The organism is Bradyrhizobium sp. Ses1 (genome assembly GCF_059512365.1).
This window is the reverse complement of sequence record NZ_JCAMOQ010000011.1, coordinates 144,907-164,771: the sequence shown is the minus strand read 5'-3', so window position 1 is coordinate 164,771 and position 19,865 is coordinate 144,907. Positions and strand designations below refer to the sequence as shown.

Genomic DNA, 19,865 nt, shown 5'->3' with positions numbered 1-19,865 from the left:
GGCTCGTCCGCGACCGCGTTACAAATTGCGCATGACCGAAATCGTCGCAAATCAACCCATCGGTGCGGCTGATATCGAAGCCGCCGCAAAGGTGGTCGCGCCGTTCGCGGTGCGCACGCCGCTGCTGTCCTTTCCCGTCCTCAACGAGCGCGCCGGGACCAAGGTATTCCTGAAGCCGGAAATGCTGCAGCGGACCGGCTCGTTCAAGTTCCGCGGCGCGTTCAACAAGCTGTCGTCGATCCCGCAGGCACAGCGCGGCGGCGGGGTCGTCGCGTTCTCCTCCGGCAACCATGCCCAGGGCGTGGCCGCGGCGGCGAAGATCCTCAACATGCAGGCGACCATCGTGATGCCGGCGGACTCGCCCATCACCAAGCGCGAGCGCACCAAGTCCTATGGCGCCGAGGTCGTGCTCTATGACCGCGACCGTGAGGACCGCGAGGCGATCGCCAATGGCATCGCGGAGAAGCGCGGCGCGACTTTGGTGCGTCCCTATGACGATCCCTTCGTGATCGCAGGGCAGGGCACCGCGGGCCGCGAAATCGCCGAGGACATGGCCACGCTTGGGCTTACGCCTGACATCGTGGTGGCACCGGCGTCCGGCGGCGGGCTGATCGCGGGCGTCGCGACCGCCGTGAAGGCCAAATTCCCGCAAGCCCAGGTGATCGTCGCCGAGCCGAAGGGCTATGACGACCACGCGCTGTCGCTACAGGTAGGACATCGCGAGCCGCATCCAGCCGCCGCCCGCACCATCTGCGACGCGCTGATGGCGGCGATGCCGGGCGAACTGACGTTTGCGATCAACAGCAAGCTGCTGGCGGGCGGCGTGTCGGCTTCGGATGAGGAAGTCGCCGCTGCGGTTGCGTTCGCCTATCGCGAACTGAAGCTGGTGGTAGAGCCCGGCGGCGCCGTCGGCCTTGCCGCCTTGCTCGCCGGCCGCATCGACGCCAAGGACAAGAACGTCGTCATCGTTCTCTCCGGCGGCAATGTCGACGCCGACCTGTTCGCCAAGCTGGTGGCCTGAACAACGCCGAGATTCTGTAGCCCGGGTGAAGCCAACGGGTCGCGCGCGAAGGCGCGCCCGATGGCTCCGCCCGGGCTACGACGCAGAACATCGTTTTGGCGCCTGCGCAATCAGCGCATCAACGGCGTCCAAATCCCTGGCCCCACCCCATCGATTGGCTGACTGCCCTTGCGGCGGATTGCAGCACCTGACAATCTTTGTTTGGCGCAAGGTCGGAGGAATCCAGGATGGGGGACGGCTCCGGGCAAAGGGTTGCAACCGTCGTCATCGCGGTAGTGCTCGTCGGCGCGGCCGCATCGCAGGCGAGGAGTGTGCTGGCGCCGCTCGCTGCGGCGCTGTTCATCATCGCGATCGTCTGGCCGGCGCAGAAATGGCTGCAGTCATGGATGCCGAAGCTCGCAGCGCTCGCGATCACCATGCTGGTCACGGTGGCGATCTGCCTTGCCTTCGCTTCGCTGGCAGCGTGGGGCTTTGGCCGCGTCGGCCATTTCCTCGTCGCCGATGCTGGGCGGTATCAGACGTTCTATGAACGGGCCGTGATATGGCTCGATGGCCATGGCATCGAGGTTGCCAGCCTCTGGGCCGAGCACTTCAATGTCGGCTGGCTGCTGCGCGCCACGCAATACGTCACCGGCCGCCTCAACACCACGCTGAGCTTCTGGCTGATCGCGCTGGTCTATGTCGTGCTGGGGCTGCTCGAGGTCGAGGATGCCAGGCGAAGGATAGACAGATTGGAGAACGCTACGGCGGCGCGCGTGCTGCTGAATGGCAGCGCCGCGACCGCGGCCAAATTTCGGAAATATCTGCTGGTGCGCACGCAGATGAGCGCAGTCACCGGCCTTCTGGTCGGCCTTTTCGCCGGCGTTACCGGATTGCCATTCGCGTTCGAATGGGGCGTGATCGCCTTCGTGCTGAACTACATCCCGTTCATCGGGCCGTTCATCGCCACGCTGTTTCCGACGCTGCTTGCCATGACGCAATTCGAGAGCTGGCCGGCGGTGTTCGGTGTCTTTGCCTGCCTCAACATCATCCAGTTCGTGGTCGGCAGCTATGTCGAGCCACGCGTCGCCGGCAACACGCTATCGATATCGCCGTTCATCGTGCTGTTTGCGATCTTCTTGTGGACCTTCCTGTGGGGCCTGTTCGGCACCTTCATCGGTGTGCCAATCACGCTTGCGCTTCTCACCTTCTCTGCCGAGCACCCGTCGACGTGCTGGCTCGCCGATCTGCTCGGAGGGCCGGCGGATGCGAAGCGGGCCTAGGCACCTACTTGCAGACCCGTCCAATGGGCGGCGAAGGCCCACATGTCGGCGTGCAGGGCGATGATCTTGTCCAGCGGCATGCCGGCACCGTGCCCGGCGCGGGTTTCGATGCGCACCAGATGCGGCCTCGGACCAAGGTCCGCCGCCTGCAACGCCGCGACATATTTGAAAGTGTGCGCGGGAACGACGCGGTCATCGGCGTCGGCGGTCGTGGCGAGGATCGCTGGATAGTCGGCGCCGGCCCTGATGGTGTGGTAGGGCGAGTAGGTCATGAGGTTGCGGAAGTGCCGCTCTTCGGCCGGGCTGCCATACTCGCCCATCCAAAACGTACCGGCGGTGAACTTGTCGTAGCGCAGCATGTCCATCACGCCGACGCCCGGCAGCGCCACGTCGAAGAGGTCAGGTCGCTGGTTGGTCACCGCGCCGACCAACAGGCCGCCTCCCGACTCGCCCTGGATCGTCAGGCCGTCCGGCGCGGTGATGCCTTCGGCCTTCAGGAACTCGGCGGCGGCGATGAAGTCGTCGAACACGTTCTGCCTGTTTTCAAGTTGGCCCGCGCGGTGCCAGGCCCTGCCGTACTCACCGCCGCCGCGGATGTTGGCAACTGCCAGCACGCCGCCTTGTTCGACCCAGGCGAGTTGCAGGGAGTTATAGATCGGAACCTGGCTGATGCCGAACCCGCCATAGCCGTAGAGCAGGGTCGGCGCGGCCCCGGACACGTCCTTGCGACGGATCAGGAACAACGGCACCCATGTGCCGTCCTTGGAGCGACAGAAGCGCTGCTCCACCACGATCCTGCTCAGATCGATCGCCACCTTCGGCTCGGCCCATGGCTCGATGGCGTTGGCGGCGACGTCGTAGCGGTAGATGGTGGCGGGCACGTCATAGCTGGTGAAGACGAAGAACGCCTCGCCGTCGGCCGGATTGCCGGTCAAGCCGCCTGCGGTGCCGATGCTGGGCAGCGCCACCGCGCCGTCGGGCGCGCCGTCCATGTCGAAGCGACGGATCTCGGTCTTGGCATCGACGAGGTAGCCGATCAGCAGCTTGCCGCCAAGCAGGGCGGCGTCGTTGAGCACCGCGCTGCCCTCGGCTTCGGGCACGATCTCGACCGGCTGCGGCTCGGGCGCGGCGAGGTCGAGCGACACCACGCGGCGGCGCTCGGCGCCATCGGTGGTGATCAGGATCAACTTGGCGCCATCGTTGCCGAGAACCATCCACTCGGCGTCCATGCTTGGGACGATAGTGCGTGGCGTCCAGTCCGTAGCGCTCAGGTCGACGACGGTGAGGGCGCTCTCGTTCGACCCAGGGGTCGAGGAGATGTGGAGGTAGCGGCCATCCACGGCGCGATCGGCCACGTGCAGCAGTCCCGGGTGATCCGGGGTGCAGTAGATGAGACGGTCTTCGGCCTGCGGCGTGCCCAGTCTGTGGAAATAGACGGCGTGGTTGGCGACGCCAGCGCTCACGGCCGTGCCGGCTTCAGGCTCAGGATAGCGCGAATAGAAGAAGCCGGAGCCATCGGGCACCCAGGCCAGCCGGGTGAACCGCGCCCATTCGACGGCGTCGTCCAACTGCTGGCCAGTATCGACGTTGAGCACTTTGATGGTGCGCCAGTCCGTGCCGCCGGTCTGCACGCCGAAGGCCAGGAAGCGGCCGTCGTCGGACGGCGCCCATTCGGCCAGCGCATCGGCGTTGTCAGTCGACCAGGCATTGGGATCGATCAGCAGGCGGTCTTCGCCCGCCGCCCCGCCACCCACATAGAGCGAAGCCTGATTGGCAACGCCGTCATTGCGGGTGAAGAAGTAGCGCTCGCCGCGCTTCAGCGGGACCGTGAAGCGCTCGTAGTCCAGCAATTCGGTCATCCGCTGCCTGAACACGTCGCGGCCGGGCAGGGTGCTGAGATATTTTTGCGTCACCGCGTTTTGCGCTTCGATCCAGGCTGCAAGCTTTCGGTCACTGCGCGCATCGCCTTCCAGCCAGCGATAAGGATCAGCGATCCTCTCGCCGAACTGCTCCTCCACCAGATCGCCGCGTTCGGTCTCCGGATAAGCGATGTCGGGCATGGTCTCTCCAAAATGGATTGGGCTAGGGCGGGAATGGCCGGGGCCAGAAGAAGCGAGGGAGCCGTGCGGCACGAAACTCGTTCGCCCAGCCTTCGGTCATGAAGATTGCCGGTCGTCGACAGCGGACAAGTCGTCGCCGAAAGGTTTCGGCACGACAGGATCACAGAAGGGCAGGTTGCTGACCGCCCGGATGGCGCGCGACATCCGCGCGACCACTTCTGCGGTGGTGAAGGTCTGGCCGTAGCGCACCGCGGCCAGGCTGATCGTCTCATCGATCGTGCGTATCGCACACATCACGGCAGCGGCGCACAGGCGGACGTCGAAATCATTGCGCAAGCGATCCAGCCGATCCGCGATGACCGCCATCATCTGCTCTTCGCCATCGTGGTAGGACAGGAGCCAGGTTGAGCGAAGGTCAGGCTCATCGGGAAAGGCGGCGATCAGCCTGACGATCAGGATCCCGTCGGCGATCTCTTCTGCCGACTGCTTCTCCAGGTCGAAACACTCCGCGAGATGCGCTTCAAGCGACAGGTTGCGCGGCCAACGTTGCAGTTGCAGGGCGAAGCGGCTCCACGACTGGGCGAACAGCGGCTCCACGCAGCTCTCCTTGGTGCGGAAGTATCTCCACACCGTTCGCTTGGAGAGGCCGGAAGCCTCGGCGATATCGTCCCCGCTTGTGCCGCTGACCCCACGTTCCAGAAAAAGCCTGGCTGCCTGGCGCGAGACCGCCAGACGCGCATCGTCTTGCATCGAACCCACGGAGTAACCTCTTGTCACTTAGTGACGTAAATGATGTCACTAAGTGACATAAATGTAAAGCCCGAGCGCGACAGCGCAGGGGTGCTGCTAGCTAGTTTCCCGCAATCTCCACCTTCTCCGGCTCGGCAAGGCAAAGCGTTCCATCGAGGCCGCTTACCAGATGGTGGATGTAGAAATAGCTTGGCGCATCATCGGCAGCGTTCATCACCGGCGAGGGCGCGGAGATAATCTTTAATGCGCCGCATGCACCGATCCAGTCGATGTGGCGGTGACCGTGCATCACCACGACGCGGTCGGCAAAGGCTTGCAGTCTACGGACGAACCAGCTCCCATTGATTAATGCCGTTCCAATGCGTTCGGAGAACTTCGTCGTCGGCATGGGATATTCCGTGAGGTGATGGTGCAGCGCCACGATCCACCGTGCTTTCGGAAAATAGTTCATGGCGGCCTCTAGCCGCTGCACCTGTTCGAGCGAGACCAGCCCGAGCGCGTTGGTGAAGGAGAAGTGGGTTTCGGCATTGGAGTCGAGGATGGCTATTCCGAGGCCTTCCGGTTGGTCGGGCGGCAGGATCATCGGGAATTGGTCCTCGAATAGCCGGCGAAGCTCGGCGCCCCGACGCACGCCGCCGCGCTCGGCGAACGCAACAATCTCTTCGCGATGCGGCGTGAGGAGTTCGTCCAGCGTGGCCGCGACTTTGCCTGAGTTGTCAACGAGGCGCACCCGATTGCCCTGAATGGCCGATATCGCCGACAGGGTTCGCATTTGCCGCAGCCGCTTGCCGGGGCTGAACGGCAAGTCGAGCCGGGCAGGGTTGGCCCGATCGACGATGTTCACATCATGATTGCCCGGCAGCAGAAGCGTCCGCGCGGTAAGATCAGGGTGCTCTGACAATGCCTCGAGGAATTCAGCCCATTCGCTTGCCCGTCCTGCGTCCGTCATATCGCCGCTGATCAGCACGTGATCGAGCGGATCGGCGGCATGAATGGCGGCGAGACGCGCGAGCACGGCGGCGAAGCGTTCATTGCCGCGCGGTCCGGCGCGCCCGCATTCGATGCGAAAGCCATATCGCTCGCCGACGACGTGGACATCGGACAGGTGCGCAACGCGCCAGATGCGCGCATCGGACCTGGGGATATCGAAGGCGGCAAGATCGACCGGCTGATCCATGCTGGCATCGGCAAAGCCCCAGGCCAATGACGCAGCGGCGAGATAGCAGGATACGAGTACGATGGCGTTGGCCAGCGTGGTCACCACGAGATGATGACCCAGGGCGAGATCGATCAGGCCGGCGGTCCATTGCGAGGCCGGCCAAACCAGGATTGCGATCAATGCCGCGCCTGCGCTGAGCAGGATGCCGGCACCGAGCGAACACGCGCGTCGCACTCGCATGCGCAAATTTGGAGTCAGGCTGTATTGCCAGATCCGTTCCGTCAGGTGGCGCAGTGCCTCACGGCAGAACGCGTAGCTTGGCTGCACCGCGAGCGCGTTGAGCGACCAGAAACTGGTCTCGACGATCCGCAGCAGCGGCCGCCAGGCGAACCAGCCGAGCGCGACGATCGCGATCAGCATCAACGCCGCGCCGATTTCCGTCAGGACCAGGATTTTTTCGGACAGGATTGACAGCCAGGCGGAGGCTATCAGGGGCGCAAGACCAAGCAACACGGCCGGCAGCAGGAGCAACGCGGTCCACGCGAACAAGAGCTTCGGCAGGCTGATCTCGACAAGCAGGCTGCCGGCAATAGCAAGCAGCGAACGCTGACCGGGGCTGGCCGCATCGTCCTCGACGTCGCCGTCGCGCGGATCAAGCAGCACGCGGCGCTGAATGCTCGAACGTTCGTCCGCCGATGTCGACTGCCTCATGACATGAGTCCGTCGCTTGCACCTGCCGCCAGGATGGACTTCGCGGACGCTAGCAGCACGTGTCCGTGCTGCGTACTTTATCACAGGTCTTGTAACGAGACATCGGCCACTGCGCGAGTCTCCTCGCGGAGCGGCAAGCCTCGCGCTTACGAGAAGAACGCGATCTTCTCGGCCTGGCTCATGCGGCGGATCGGCGCGAGCGGATCGCCGGCCGCGGCGCTGGGCTTCTTGACGATGCCGTTGGCAATGATGGTGGAGCCGAGCGAGATTTCGACCGGAGGCTCGGGCGGCGAGACGAAGGTAGGCTGCGGCGGAAGCTCGAACTGCGGTTCCGGCAGCGCGACGGCAAGCTCAGGTGCCTGCGGCACGATTTCCGGCGCGGGCGGTGCTTCCAGTTCAACAGGTGGTTCTTCGGCGATCGTTGCCGTGGTGTCCTCAACGTCGAACGGGTCGGGTGCGCCCATCTCCATCGCGATCATGTCGAGCACGGCCTCGTCATGAGCGTCGGCCGCAGCTTCCTCGGTGGCGCGAGCAAGCTCGATCGCTTCAGCCTCCGCCAGCGCCGCTTCGGCGACGGCGAGCGCGGCGTCCGCGTCCGCGACGGTGATGGTCTCTTCCGCGGCTTCCGGCTCGGGAGGTGCGGCGACCGTCTCCATGGTGGCCGGCGCCTCCGGTGGAGCCTCGATCTCTACCACGTGAAAGGAACGCTCCTCCGCGGGCTTCTCCGGTGCAGGTGCGGGTGAGGGAGCCACCGGCGCTTCGGCGCTCGGCGCGGGCATCTCATCGGCTTCGGAGAACTGGGCGAGGCGCTGCACGATCGGTGCGAAGGCGGCGTCCAGCGCGGCCTTCGCCTCCTCGGATGAAATCTGCGCGGCGCCGCTCTCGATCGCGACGACCTGGGAATCGATGAGGTCGCAGATGCGTCCGTCATTGCCGATCTCGCGCAGCCGCCACGCGATCTCGCGGATCACCCGCGCGCCCTTGCGCACCGGGGCAAGCTTCTGCTCCAGCGCCAGGCTGTCGAGCGCTTCGGCCGCAGATGCCTGCGCGGCCTCCACCGCGTCGCGGATCGCGGCGATGGCCTCGGCGACCGCCGGCCCCGGATCGGGTTCGACCGCCTGCTTCTGCGCGGCAAGGCTTTCCTCGAGCCGGGCCACCGCATCCAGCACCAGGCGGGTATCGGCGTTGCGGTTGCGCTTGGCATATTCGGAGAGGAACCAGCGGCCGCGCGAAGTCTCCATGAAGGCTTCGCTGATCGCGTGGTAATCGTCCTCGCCCGGCTGCACCGGGCGGGCTGTGATCGGCGAAAGGGCGAATGCTTCGTTGGCCATGCAAATCTCGTCGCGCAAATTGCGGCGCGCTGCGATAACGAACACCACGATATCAGGCGAATCGCAATTGGATTGATGGCTTCCGAATCACAAATTCCTGCAGCGCCGCAAGTGGATGCTAAGCGATTCGCGGCTCGCCTCGGAGCCTTTTACGGCACCATGTTCGGGATGCTCGGCACCTATCTGCCGTTCTTCCCGCTCTGGCTGAAGGCGGTGGGGATCGAGGCGTCCTGGATCGGCGTCATCACGGCGGTGCCCGCGGTGACCCGTTTCACCGTGCTGCCGCTGATCACGTCCCTTGCCGAGCGGCGGCGGATGCTGCGCGGCGCCATCATGATCACGGCAGCCGCGACCGCGTTCGGATTTGCCCTCATCGGCACCCAACGCCAGGCACTGCCGGTATTCCTGGTCTTCGTCGTCACCTGCTGCCTGTGGACGCCGACGGGGCCGCTCACGGATGCCTATGCGCTCCGCGGCGTGACGCATTACAGACTGAACTATGGTCCGCTGCGGCTGTGGGGTTCGGCCGCCTTCGTGGTCGGCGCGCTCTTGTGCGGGCTGCTGGTCGATGAAGTCGCGGCGGAGCACCTGATCTGGATCATTGCTGCCGTAGCGGGGGTCAGTGCGCTCACCAGCCTGGGCCTGCGGCCGCTCGAGGTCACAAAGAGGGCCGAGACCGCACAGCGCGGCGGCGTCGCGCTGCTCCGCGATCGGGGCTTCCTCGCGATCATCGCGGCTTCTGCGCTGATCCAGGGCAGCCATGTCGCCTATTACATCTTTGCCTCCATCGTCTGGAAGCAGGCCGGCCTGGGCGGGCTCACCATCGCAGCGCTGTGGTCGCTCGGCGTGCTCGCGGAGATCGTGCTGTTTGCGGTATCGCCGCGCCTCACGCTGCCCCCGGCGATGCTGGTCGTGATCGGCGCACTGGCCGGGGTTGCGCGCTGGGTGATCACCGCGCAAGACCCGCCGCTTCCGGTCCTGGCCGTCGTGCAGCTCACGCATGGGCTGACCTTCGGCCTGACGCAGGTCGGCATCATGGGGCTTTTGGTGCACCAGGTGCCCGGACACATCATGGCGCGCGGGCAGGGCTATCTTGCCGCCTGCAGCGGCATCGTCTCGAGCAGCACCGCGATCCTGTGCGGCGTCGTCTATGCCCGCTACGGCCAGGGCGTCTATTACCTGATGGCCGCGATGGCGGCGTCAGGTGCGCTCGTGATGTGGCTGGCGCGGCGCAACCTCCATCATCCCCAGAGCGAGGCCTCCGGCGGATAGACGAGGCTGCCGTCGTAGCGCAGCCCGTGGTCGCGGTCGCGCGCGAGCAACAAGGGGCCGTCGAGATCGACGAAGCGCGCCTGCGGGGTGAGCAGCATCGCGGGCGCCATGGCAAGCGAGGTCGCGACCATGCAGCCGACCATGATGTCGAAGCCGAGCGCCTGGGCGGCATCCGCCATCGCCAACGCCTCGGTCAGGCCGCCGGTCTTGTCGAGCTTGATATTGACTGCGTCGTAGCGGTCGCGGAGCCCCTCCAGCGAGGCGCGCGCATGCACGCTCTCGTCGGCGCAGACGGCAAGCGGCCGCTTGATCTCAGCCAGCGCCGCATCGTTGCCGGCCGGCAGCGGCTGCTCCACCAGCGTGACGCCGGCATCCGCGCAGGCGGCGAGGTTGTCGGCGAGGTTGTCCGCCGTCCAGGCCTCATTGGCGTCGACGATCAGTTCCGCATTCGGCGCCGCTCTTCGTACCGCCTTGATGCGCTCTCCATCGCCGTCGCCGCCGAGCTTGATCTTGAGCAGCGGCCGGTGCGCGGCCCTGGCGGTCGCTTCCGCCATCGCCTCCGGCGTTCCCAGCGAGATCGTGTAGGCCGTGGTCCAGGGGACCGGCGTTCCGCGCCCGAGCAGGTTCCATATCCGATTGCCGCTGCGCTTGGCCTCGAGGTCCCACAGGGCGCAATCCAGCGCGTTCCGGGCCGCGCCCGGCGGCATTTGCGCCTGCAGGGCCTTCCGGTCCATGCCGGCCGCAAGGGGCCCCTGCATTGCCTGGATCGCCGCAAGCGCCGCCTCCGGCGTCTCGCCATAGCGCGGGTAGGGCACGCATTCGCCGCGCCCGGTCAACCCGTCCAGGCTGACCTCGGCCACGACGGTAACGGCCTCGGTCTTGGCGCCCCGGCTGATGGTGAAGGCGCCCGCGATCGGCCAGCGTTCGATAAAGGCGGCAAGCTCTTGCGTTAGGCGCGCGGATCGGCTGGAAGTCATTTCAAAATCTCGCAATTTCTGAACCGTGCGCTTGCGGGGCGCTGCCAACTATGGCTGGTTAGCGCCAGATTCTACAAGGCAATGCGGCGTTCGAATTCCTATCTTTCGAACGAGACAACCAGCCTGGGGTGGGCATTTTGAACGGCGAGCCGACACTGGAACGGATAGCACAGGGCGACGGCCTTGCCCTGTGCGCCGCGGGGCCGTGGACGGCCCGTTTTGCGCCCGTGCTGGAGCGGATGGTGGCCGACGCGGAAAAACTCCGCGGCACCCGTCCCGATATCTTCATCGACGTCTCCCAGGTCTCCAAGCTCGACACCTTCGGCGCCTGGTTGATTGAGCGGCTCAGGCGCAGCCTGAGCCATGGTGGCGGCGAGGCGATCATCGCCGGGCTCTCGGACAATTATTCGAGCCTGGTCGACGAAGTCAGGCGGGTGAAGGAAACGCCGGAGGCCGAGACCGGCCCGGTCTCGATCACGGCCATGCTGGACCAGATCGGCCGTGTGGTGGTCGGCATCGGCGGCACGATCATCGGATTGGTCGACATGCTCGGCGCCGTGCTTGTCGCGAGCGGGCATGTCTTGATCCGCCCGCGCTCGTTCCGCCTGACCTCGACCATTCACCATCTTGAGCAGGTGTGTTGGCGCGCGGTGCCGATCGTGGTGCTGATCACCTTCCTGATCGGCTGCATCATCGCGCAGCAAGGCATCTTTCATTTCCGCAGGTTCGGTGCTGACATCTTCGTGGTCGACATGCTCGGCGTGCTGGTGCTGCGCGAGATCGGCGTGTTGCTGGTGGCGATCATGGTCGCGGGCCGCTCGGGCAGCGCCTACACTGCCGAGCTCGGCTCGATGAAGATGCGCGAGGAAATCGACGCGCTGCGTACCATGGGGTTCGATCCGATCGAGGTGCTGGTGCTGCCGCGCATGCTGGCGCTGGTGCTGGCGCTGCCGATCCTTGCATTTCTCGGCGCGATGGCCGCGCTGTATGGCGGCGGCCTTGTCGCTTGGCTCTATGGCGGTGTCGATCCCGAAGCGTTCCTTTTGCGGCTGCGCGACGCCATCTCGATCAATCATTTCATCGTCGGCATGGTCAAGGCGCCGGTGATGGCGGCGGTGATCGGCATCGTCGCCTGCGTCGAGGGGCTGGCGGTGCAGGGCAGCGCGGAATCGCTCGGCCAGCACACGACGTCATCGGTGGTGAAGGGCATCTTCTTCGTCATCGTGATGGACGGCGTGTTCGCGATCTTCTTCGCGTCGATCGGGATGTGACCATGCTGGTACAGCCCATTTCCGACGCCATCATCCGTGTTCGCGACATCACGGTGCAGTTCGGCAGGACTCGCGTGCTCGACGGTCTCGATCTCGATGTGAAACGCGGCGAGATCCTGGGCTTTGTCGGGCCCTCCGGCGCCGGCAAGTCGGTGCTGACGCGCACGATCATCGGGCTGGTGCCGAAGGTGTCGGGACGCATCGAGGTGTTCGGCATCGACCTCGATGGCGCCAGCTCCAGCGAACGGCGCCGGGTCGAACGGCGCTGGGGCGTCCTGTTCCAGCAGGGCGCACTGTTCTCCTCGCTCACCGTGCGGCAGAACATCCAGTTTCCGGTGCGCGAATATCTGAGGGTCTCGCAGCGGCTCCTGGACGAGATCATGGTGGCGAAGCTCGTGATGGTCGGGCTGAAGCCCGAGGTCGCCGACCGCTATCCTTCCGAGCTCTCCGGCGGCATGATCAAGCGCGTGGCGCTGGCACGCGCGCTCGCGCTCGATCCCGAGCTTGTGTTCCTGGATGAGCCGACCTCCGGCCTCGACCCGATCGGCGCCGGCGAGTTCGACGAGCTGGTGCGCACCCTGCAGCGCACTTTGGGGCTGACCGTTTTCATGGTAACCCACGACCTCGACAGCCTATATACCGCGTGCGACCGCATCGCCGTTTTAGGGAACGGTAAGATCATTGCCGCAGGATCGATCGCCGACATGCAGGCCTCGCAGCATCCATGGCTGCGGCAATACTTCCATGGCAAACGCGCCCGCGCCGTCATCGGCTAGCGCGTGATCCCGACAGGTGGAAACCGGTTTTCGGACAAGATCATGCGCGAGAGAGAAGGATCAGTGACGGTTCCGCCGCGGCGGACCCCGAGCTTGGACGAGTAGCTGGAGCAATCGATGGAAACCCGGGCGAACTATGTCCTGATCGGCGCCTTCACGCTGGCGGTGATTGCGGCTGCGTTCGGCTTCGTGCTCTGGTTCCAGAGCCTGCATACCACCAAGCAGCGCAGCCCTTTGCGGGTGATCTTCGAAGGTCCGGCCTCGGGTCTGCGGAACGGTGGTAATGTCAATTTTAATGGTATCAGGATAGGGGAAGTCATTTCGGTGAAGCTCGACAATCCGCGTCGCGTAGTTGCATTCGCGATGGTCGAGAACAACGCGCCGATCCGCAAGGACACCCTGGTCGGCCTCGAATTCCAGGGATTGACAGGCGTTGCCGCGATCTCGCTGAAGGGCGGCGAGGAGACGGCGCCTCCGGTGCCGCTCGACGAGGACGGTATCCCCGTGCTGACCGCCGATCCCAGGGCCCTGCAGGATGTCACCGAAGCGATCCGCGCGACGCTTCAGAACGTCAACCGCATCGTCGCGGACAATCAAGAATCGGTGAAGAACTCGCTGCGTAATCTCGAGACCTTCACCGCGGCGCTCGCGCGCAATTCCGAGAAGATCGACAATGTGATGCTGAGGGTCGACGGCGTGATGGGCAAGGCCGACAACCTCATGCTCGGCCTCAACAGCATCGCCGGCGGCGATCGCGGTGGCGAACTGGCCGCGATGGTGAAATCGATCCGCGAGCTCGCCGAAGATTTCGACAAGCGCTCGGGCGCACTGATGGCCGACGGCCGCAGGACGCTCGGCGATATCAGCCGCGCCGTGAACAACCTCGACCGCAACCCGACGCGCCTGTTGTTCGGCGCCAGCAGCAGTAGCAGTAGCAGCAACAGCAACGCATCTGAACCGCCGCCTCCGCCGAGGTCGGTAGGGCCGGTACGGAGGCGACAGTAGCGGGCGATTCGTTCCCTCTCCAGCGTCATCGTCCGCGAAGGCGGACGATCCGGTATGCGGCAGCGTCACGGGCTCATCTCAGGCCGTAGCGACTACTGGATGCCCCGCCTTCGCGGGGCATAACGGTGAGAGATTTGTTCTCCGCCGTCATTGCGAGCCAACGGGTCGCGCGAACGCGCGCCCGATGACAGGCTCCGCGAAGCAATCCATTGGCACCGCATAACGGGTGAGAATGGATTGCTTCGTCGCTTTCGCTCCTCGCAATGACGAAAAGCAAAACGGAGGCCCTTCGGCCTCCATTTCTCTATTCGCTATTCGCCACTCGCTATTCGCGTCTCATCCCAGCCGCCCCGCTGCGTGTGCGAGCAGCGTGTACACCAGCCCCGTCTCCGAGGTGAGGTGGTTGCGCAGCGACTGCGGGCCGCGGTCGTCGCGGGCGACTTCGTCGAGCAGCCGCTCGAACTCGGCGATGTAGCGGTCGACCGTCTGCTTGAAGCCGCGGTCCGAGCGGTACTTGCGGGCGACCTCGTCGAAAGCCTTCTGGCCGGCCGGCGTGTAGAGCCGCTTGCTGAACGCCTTGTTCTCGCCGCGCTGGTAGCGATCCCACATCTCAGCCGCAAGGTTGCGGTCCATCAGCCGGCCGATGTCGAGCGACAGCGATTCCAGCGGATTGGCGGCGGCAGCCTGCGGACGGGGACGCGGCGCTTCGCGGGGCGCGGGGGCAGGGGTATCGCTGCGGTTGAGCAGGTCCGACAGCCAGCCGTCCCGGCCGTTGTCCGGGGTCGCCGGGCTGACCGGCGGCGCTTCGGTGCGGCGCGAGGCCGGCGCCGGCACGCCGAGGTCCGGCGGCGGCAGGGTCGATGCGCTGCCATAGTCGCCGCCGCGCATGCGGACATCGCTTGTGCGACCGCCAGCGGCAGCGACCATCACGGTCTCGTCCTGGCGCTGCACGCTGACCCGGCTGTTGGTCGCGACGTCGAGCCCGCGGCCGTGCTGGGCCACGATGCGGTTGAGCTCGGCCAGCGCCTCGATCTGGTCGACGATCACCTTGCGCATCTGCGCGGTGTTCTCCGCGGCCTCCTGCGGCATCTCGAGCACGCCGCGGCGCAGCTCGGTGCGGGTGGCCTCGAGCTCGTTGTGCATCTCGGCCGCCATCTGCTTCATCGACTGCACCATTGCGGAGAATTTCTCCGTCGATTCCTTGAACATCGCATCCGTTTCCTGGGTGCTCTGCTGGTACAGGTCGTTCATGGCGTCGAGCGTCTGTTGCCGCTCGTTCTCGGCCGCGGCGCGCACGGCCTCGAACTGGCGGCTGATCGCCGCAGAGCCGGCGCCGGCGGTCTCCGCCACCACGCGGGCGATGTCGCGGGCGCGCTCCTCGGCCGCGGCGAGCGATTCATCGAGCAGGCCGGTGAAGCGCGACAGCCGCTGGTCGAGATCAGTGGTGCGCAGGTCGATAGTGGTGACCAGCGATTCCAGCGTCGCCTTGCGTTCGGCGATCGAGCCCGTGGTGTTGCGGTTGCTCTGCTCCACCAATGCGGCGGCTTCGACCAACGCGCGGCCGTGGGTGTCGAACTGGGTCGACAGCTCGCCGAGGTCCTCCAGCGCCTTCTGGGTCTTGCTGTTGAACACGGTGAGCTGGTCTTCCAGCGTCTGGGTCGCAATGCCGTTGCGCGAGGTGACGTCGTTCATCGCCGAGACGAAGTCGGCGACGCGGGTCACGAGCGCGCGCTCGAGCGAGTTGAGGTTGTCGTGGGCGCCGGTGAGCACCTCCTGCAAGAGGATGTTGCCCTCGCGCAGCCGCTCGAACAGCGCCACTGTATCCGTGCGCAGGATCTTGCTGGTCTCCTGCATCTCGGTGACGGCGGCAATCGAGACCTGGCGCGACTGGTCGATCGCCGCGCGCGAGGAGTGCTCGAGGTCCTTCAGCGACTTTGCCACCGCGCCGGTCGCAAGATCGCCGGCGGAGGTGATGTTGCGCGCGACTTCGGCGCCGTGGCTCGACATCGTCTGCGCGAAGGTGTGGCCGCGCATCTCGATCGACTTCAGCGCGTCCGCGGTGGCGCGGTCGATATCGGTGGCGAGCTGCGCGCTCTTGTTGGTGAGCGCTTCCACCAGCGTGCCGCGCCTTGTGTCGACCATCTGCGCCAGCCGCTCGGCCTGCTGCTGCACATAGGTGACGATCTCGTCGGTCTTGCCGGTCATCGTCGAGCCGAACTGGCTGGAGGCGGCGAGCACCGAACGCTCGATGTCGGCGGACGTCGTCTTGACCTTCGAGGAGACCTCGTTGGCGGCGGCGACCAGCGAACTGTGCGCGTTCTGCGCCGAGGTCTGAATCGTCTCGGTGGTGTTCGCCGTGACGGCAGCGAGCGAGCGCTCGATCTGGACCGAGATGGCCTGGATCTGACCAGCCGCGTCGGCCGAGGTCGACACGAACGAGGTCTGCGCCTCGCGTGCGCTGCTCAGGATGGCCGCGGCAGTGTCGGCGCCGACTGCGGTCAGCGTCCGTTCGATATCGATCGCCAGCGACTTGACGTGGTTGGCTGCCTCCGACGATCCGGTGACCAGCGTGGTCTGAACGTCGCGGGCAGCCGAAGTGATCGACTCCGCGGTGGCCGCGCCAGCCATCGACAGCGAGCGCTGCATGTCTGCGACCAGCGTCGTGACGCTGTTTGCAGCTTCGGTTGATGCGGCAACCAGCGTGTTCTGGGCCTCGCGTGCGCCTGAGGTGACTGACTCCGCGGTAGCAGCGCCGGCCATGGACAGCGAGCGCTGCACGTCAGCGACCAGCGCCTTGACAGTGTTCGCGGCTTCGGTTGACGCGGAAACCAGCGTGTTCTGCGCCTCGCGTGCGCCTGAGGTGATCGACTCCGCGGTCGCCGTGCCGGCCATGGATAGCGAGCGCTGCATGTCGGCAGTCAGCGTCGTGACCGCGTTTGCAGCGTCGGTTGAGGCCGCGACCAGCGAGCTCTGCACGTCGGCGGTTAGCGTTCGTACCAGGTTTGCCGCCTCGGTCGAGGCCGACGTGAGCCTGTTCTGCGCCTCGCGGGCGCTGCTCAGGACTGTCTCGGCCGTCGATGTGCCGGCGGCAGACAGCGAGCGCTCCACATCGACCGAGAGTGCCTTCACCTGGCTGGTGATGTCGGTCGAGGCTGTTGTCAGCGCGCTCTGGGCCTCGCGTGCGCTGGCAACGACTGCTTCCGCCGTCGAGCTACCCGCAAGCGTGAGCGAGCGTTCGACATCGCCCGCCAGCGACTTGATCTGGTTCGTGATGTCGGTCGATGCCGCGATCAGCGTGTTCTGTGCTTCGCGCGCACCGGCCGTGACGGCTTCGGCTGTGGCGGTGCCGGCGAGCGTCAGCGAGCGCTCGACGTCGACGGCCAGCAACTTGACCTGGCTTGCCGCGTCGGTGGAGGCGCTGACCAGCGCGGTCTGTGCCTCGCGTGCTCCCGACAGGATCGAGGCGGCGGTCGCGCTGCCGACGGTCTGCAGGGTGCGCTCAACATCGGTCGAGAGCGCCTTGACCTGGGAGGCGACCTCGCCGGTGGCCGCCATCAGCGAGGCCTGGGCATCGCGGGCGCTGGACAGGATCGAGCTTGCGGCACCCGAGCCGACCGCGGTCAGCGCAGCCTCCACTTCGCCGGCGGTGAGCTTGAGCTGGGCGCCGACGTCGGAGGAGACCGTCAGCAGCGACTGCTGCGCGGTGCGCGCGCCGGTCTGGATGGTCTCGCTGGTGTTGACCACCAGATTGGTGAGCGAGCGCTCGGCGTCCTCGACATGCGACTTGATGCCGGAGGAGAGCAGTTCAGCGCGCGCCATCAGCTCGTCGCTGGCCTGGCGTCCGCTGCTTTCGATGCGGCCCGCGACCGCCTCGACGCGCGAGCCCAGGAGGTCCTCGAACTGCGCCACGCGGGCGTCGATGTCGCCGGCGATGGCGCCAACGCGGGTCTCGATGCCGTGGTGGATTTCCAGGAACCGGGCCGAGATGGTGTCGGTCAGATGCGCGCTGCGGCCGTCCACGGTTTCGGTGACGCTGGCGATGCGGCGATCGAGCGCCTCGATCGCCTGCGCGGCGCCGTCGGTGAGCGAGGAGGTGAGCAGGCCGAGGCGGGAGTCGATCGACTGGATCGCCTGCGCCGCACCTTCGGTGAGCGAGGTCGAGAGCATGCCGAGCCGGCCATCGATCGTCTGGGTGACCGAGCTGGTGCGAGTGTCGAAAGTCTGTTCCAGCGACTTCAGGCGGCCCTCGATCGACTCGTCGAGCCATTTGAGGCGGCCCTCGAGCGAATTGTCGAGGAAGCCAAGCCGGGTCTCGAGCGAGGCGTTGAGCGTGCCGAGCCGGTTCTCCAGCGAGCTGTCGAGCGTGTTGACGCGGCCGCTCAGCGCGCTGTCGAACATGGCGAGCTTGCTGTCGAGCGACGAGTCGAGGCTGCTGACACGGTCGCCGAGCGTGGTCTCGAACTGCAGGAGGCGCTGGTCGAGGGTCGCCGTGATCTCGCCGCTGTTGGAGGTGAGGCGGGTGTCGAAATTGTCGACATAGGTTTTCAGGGTGTTGGCGATGTCCTCGGTGCGCTGGCCCATGCGCTCGACGATCTCGCCGCCGAACGTCTTCACGGTGCGGTCGAATTCCGCAATGTGGCGGGTGATCAGCGCGCCGAGCGTGCCGGAGTCGCGGGCGAACTTCTCCGCCAGTTCCGAGCCCTGGTTTTTCACCAGTTCGTCGAAGGCGCTCATCTGCAGCGAGAGCGAGTCGTGTGCGGTCTCGGTCTGGCTCACCACCCTGGCAACCAGCGAATTGACGGTGACGTCGAGCACTTCGCTCGCCTTGTCGCCGGAGGTGATGATGTGGCTGGCCAGCCGATTGCCGGCCTCGTCGATCTTGGTGACGAGGTCTCCACTGCGCAGCTCGAGCTCGAGCAGGAGCGAGTCGGAGGAATTCTTCAGGGAATCGTGCGCCAGTTCGGTGCGCTCGGAGATGCCCTCGACAACGCTCACGGCGCGCTGCTCAAATTCGCCGGTGATGCGGTCGATGCGCTCGTTCAGCATCTCATGGACGCGGTCGGCGAGGTCGACGAATTCGTCGTGGACGTGGCCGGTCTTGAAGTTGAGGCTGCTCGTCAGCCGCTCGGAGGCGTCGAGCACCGCGCGCGTGGTCTCGGAGCTGGCTTCCTCGAGCCGGTCGAGCAGGTCGCCGCCGCGCTCGCCGAGCGCGAGGATCATGTTGTCGCCGGCGTGGCTCAACGCCTGGGTGATGTGCTGGCCGCGCTCTTCCAGAGCGCCGGTGATGCTCTTTGCGACTTCGTCGACGCGCGAGGCGATCGCATCCGAGATCAGCGCGATGTCGTGGCGCAGGTCGATCTGCACGCCGGAAATGGCGCTGCGCACCTGCTCGGCCTGTCCGACCAGATTGTCGCGCTGGTGGGCGATGTCCTGCAACAGCGCGCGGATGCGCACCTCGTTGTCGGAATAGGCGCGCTCCAGCGCCGCGACCTCATTGGCGACCAGCGTCTCGAGCTCGCCGGCGCGCGCGATCGCGCGCTCGATGCCGTCACCCATCGCCGCGACCTCGCGGCGGATCGCCTGTCCGACCGTGACCATGGAATCGCTCGCCGCCCCTTCGGGCTCCGAGAAGCGGATCGCGACCTGCGCCATCGATTGCGCGATCATCCGCATCTCCTGCCCGCGCCAGGCAAGACTCGCGAGGAAGTAGAACAGCAGCACGGGCGCGAGGAACAGGCAGGCGAGGCCTGCCAGCACCAGGACGCCGCCGCTCTGGCCGATCGCGGCCTGCAGCGAGGACAGGAAGCTCACCGTGAGCAGGCCGCAGCCGACCAGCCAGACGCCGGTGAAGATCGACGCAAAGGTGTAGACGTTGCGGGCAGGGCTGCCCTTCTGCAGCGCCTGCAGGAGCTGTCCGATCGCCTCGCGATCGTCATTGGCGGCGCGCCGGGGGCCGCGTTGCTCCTCGATCGGCTCGAACACCGATCGCTCGTTGCCGGGACGTGTTTCGACTGGACGCGTCTCGAACGGGGTTTCGGGGAAGGGCGTGGTCGCAGCAGGGATCGCGGGCGGCGCGGCTTCGCCGCTACCGGTACTGATCACATCGCGGTTGGGCTCGGCACTGTTCTCACCGATGTTCAGGGCTTCCTGAATGGCAGACAGTGCGACTTCGGTGGGATCTTTCACCTTCTTGGGATTGTTCGCCATGTTAAGTCTGAGCCCTCTCAACTAATACGCGTCGGCGATCTTGCGAACATTGTCCCCCGCAAG

12 protein-coding genes are annotated in these 19,865 nt (G+C 65.9%); 6 read left to right on the top strand and 6 right to left on the bottom strand.

Features of this window, described 5'->3' with window-relative positions:
- Positions 1 to 31: 31 nt before the first annotated feature.
- Together AC5ZG5_RS16015 and AC5ZG5_RS16010 are read left to right on the top strand one after the other, a co-directional pair.
- Positions 32 to 1,021: a threonine/serine dehydratase family protein gene (locus tag AC5ZG5_RS16015; RefSeq protein WP_456643394.1), complete on the top strand. Its 990-nt coding sequence runs from the start codon at positions 32 to 34 to the stop codon at positions 1,019 to 1,021.
- Positions 1,022 to 1,248: 227 nt separating this feature from the next.
- The gene (locus AC5ZG5_RS16010) at positions 1,249 to 2,283 is read left to right on the top strand and encodes an AI-2E family transporter (RefSeq protein WP_130227057.1); all 1,035 of its coding nucleotides are present in this window, start codon (positions 1,249 to 1,251) and stop codon (positions 2,281 to 2,283) included.
- Here AC5ZG5_RS16010 and AC5ZG5_RS16005 read toward each other — a convergent pair.
- The 4 genes from AC5ZG5_RS16005 to AC5ZG5_RS15990 form a co-directional block, all read right to left on the bottom strand.
- Positions 2,280 to 4,343 carry a prolyl oligopeptidase family serine peptidase gene (locus tag AC5ZG5_RS16005; protein WP_456643393.1) on the bottom strand — a complete coding sequence of 688 codons (2,064 nt, stop codon included), beginning with the start codon at positions 4,341 to 4,343 and terminating at the stop codon, positions 2,280 to 2,282. The genes AC5ZG5_RS16010 and AC5ZG5_RS16005 overlap by 4 nt on opposite strands.
- 96 nt (positions 4,344 to 4,439) lie before the next feature.
- Positions 4,440 to 5,093 carry a TetR/AcrR family transcriptional regulator gene (locus AC5ZG5_RS16000; protein ID WP_456643392.1) on the bottom strand — a complete coding sequence of 218 codons (654 nt, stop codon included), beginning with the start codon at positions 5,091 to 5,093 and terminating at the stop codon, positions 4,440 to 4,442.
- A 100-nt stretch (positions 5,094 to 5,193) separates the two neighbouring features.
- Entirely contained in the window at positions 5,194 to 6,963 is a 1,770-nt protein-coding gene (locus AC5ZG5_RS15995) for a metallophosphoesterase family protein (RefSeq protein ID WP_456643391.1), read from the bottom strand.
- Between the two features lie 146 nt (positions 6,964 to 7,109).
- Positions 7,110 to 8,294: a hypothetical protein gene (locus AC5ZG5_RS15990; RefSeq protein ID WP_456643390.1), complete on the bottom strand. Its 1,185-nt coding sequence runs from the start codon at positions 8,292 to 8,294 to the stop codon at positions 7,110 to 7,112.
- A gap of 75 nt (positions 8,295 to 8,369) precedes the next feature.
- Between AC5ZG5_RS15990 and AC5ZG5_RS15985 the strand changes: the two genes are divergently transcribed.
- Complete coding sequence (locus tag AC5ZG5_RS15985; RefSeq protein ID WP_456643389.1) at positions 8,370 to 9,566, top strand: MFS transporter; 1,197 nt, start codon at positions 8,370 to 8,372, stop codon at positions 9,564 to 9,566.
- Here the strand turns inward: AC5ZG5_RS15985 and dgcA are convergent.
- Positions 9,536 to 10,543, bottom strand: a complete 1,008-nt coding sequence (gene dgcA / locus AC5ZG5_RS15980) for an N-acetyl-D-Glu racemase DgcA (RefSeq protein WP_456643388.1) — start codon at positions 10,541 to 10,543, stop codon at positions 9,536 to 9,538. The two genes, AC5ZG5_RS15985 and dgcA, sit on opposite strands and share 31 nt — an antisense overlap.
- Positions 10,544 to 10,680: 137 nt before the next feature.
- Here dgcA and AC5ZG5_RS15975 point away from each other — a divergent pair, with 137 nt between their 5' ends.
- The 3 genes from AC5ZG5_RS15975 (at position 10,681) to AC5ZG5_RS15965 (ending at position 13,595) form a co-directional block, all read left to right on the top strand.
- On the top strand, positions 10,681 to 11,814 hold the full coding sequence (locus AC5ZG5_RS15975; protein WP_456643418.1) for an ABC transporter permease: 1,134 nt from the start codon (positions 10,681 to 10,683) through the stop codon (positions 11,812 to 11,814).
- Between the two features lie 2 nt (positions 11,815 to 11,816).
- The gene (locus tag AC5ZG5_RS15970; protein WP_456643387.1) at positions 11,817 to 12,590 is read left to right on the top strand and encodes an ABC transporter ATP-binding protein; all 774 of its coding nucleotides are present in this window, start codon (positions 11,817 to 11,819) and stop codon (positions 12,588 to 12,590) included.
- Positions 12,591 to 12,707: 117 nt separating this feature from the next.
- Positions 12,708 to 13,595: an MlaD family protein gene (locus AC5ZG5_RS15965; protein ID WP_130227049.1), complete on the top strand. Its 888-nt coding sequence runs from the start codon at positions 12,708 to 12,710 to the stop codon at positions 13,593 to 13,595.
- A gap of 336 nt (positions 13,596 to 13,931) precedes the next feature.
- On the opposite strand, the gene AC5ZG5_RS15960 is transcribed toward AC5ZG5_RS15965, so the two are convergent.
- Positions 13,932 to 19,802: an apolipoprotein A-IV repeat region-like domain-containing protein gene (locus AC5ZG5_RS15960; protein WP_456643386.1), complete on the bottom strand. Its 5,871-nt coding sequence runs from the start codon at positions 19,800 to 19,802 to the stop codon at positions 13,932 to 13,934.
- Positions 19,803 to 19,865 lie beyond the last annotated feature (63 nt).

Excerpts from the sequence above, each read along its gene's own strand:
- AC5ZG5_RS15995 (WP_456643391.1), bottom strand. The coding sequence starts at position 6,963 with ATGAGGCAGTCGACATCGGCGGACGAACGTTCGAGCATTCAGCGCCGC.
- dgcA (WP_456643388.1), bottom strand. The coding sequence starts at position 10,543 with ATGACTTCCAGCCGATCCGCGCGCCTAACGCAAGAGCTTGCCGCCTTT.
- AC5ZG5_RS15990 (WP_456643390.1), bottom strand. The coding sequence starts at position 8,294 with ATGGCCAACGAAGCATTCGCCCTTTCGCCGATCACAGCCCGCCCGGTG.
- AC5ZG5_RS15960 (WP_456643386.1), bottom strand. The coding sequence starts at position 19,802 with ATGGCGAACAATCCCAAGAAGGTGAAAGATCCCACCGAAGTCGCACTG.
- AC5ZG5_RS16010 (WP_130227057.1), top strand. The coding sequence starts at position 1,249 with ATGGGGGACGGCTCCGGGCAAAGGGTTGCAACCGTCGTCATCGCGGTA.
- AC5ZG5_RS15985 (WP_456643389.1), top strand. The coding sequence starts at position 8,370 with ATGGCTTCCGAATCACAAATTCCTGCAGCGCCGCAAGTGGATGCTAAG.
- AC5ZG5_RS16015 (WP_456643394.1), top strand. The coding sequence starts at position 32 with ATGACCGAAATCGTCGCAAATCAACCCATCGGTGCGGCTGATATCGAA.
- AC5ZG5_RS16005 (WP_456643393.1), bottom strand. The coding sequence starts at position 4,343 with ATGCCCGACATCGCTTATCCGGAGACCGAACGCGGCGATCTGGTGGAG.
- AC5ZG5_RS16000 (WP_456643392.1), bottom strand. The coding sequence starts at position 5,093 with ATGCAAGACGATGCGCGTCTGGCGGTCTCGCGCCAGGCAGCCAGGCTT.
- AC5ZG5_RS15965 (WP_130227049.1), top strand. The coding sequence starts at position 12,708 with ATGGAAACCCGGGCGAACTATGTCCTGATCGGCGCCTTCACGCTGGCG.
- AC5ZG5_RS15970 (WP_456643387.1), top strand. The coding sequence starts at position 11,817 with ATGCTGGTACAGCCCATTTCCGACGCCATCATCCGTGTTCGCGACATC.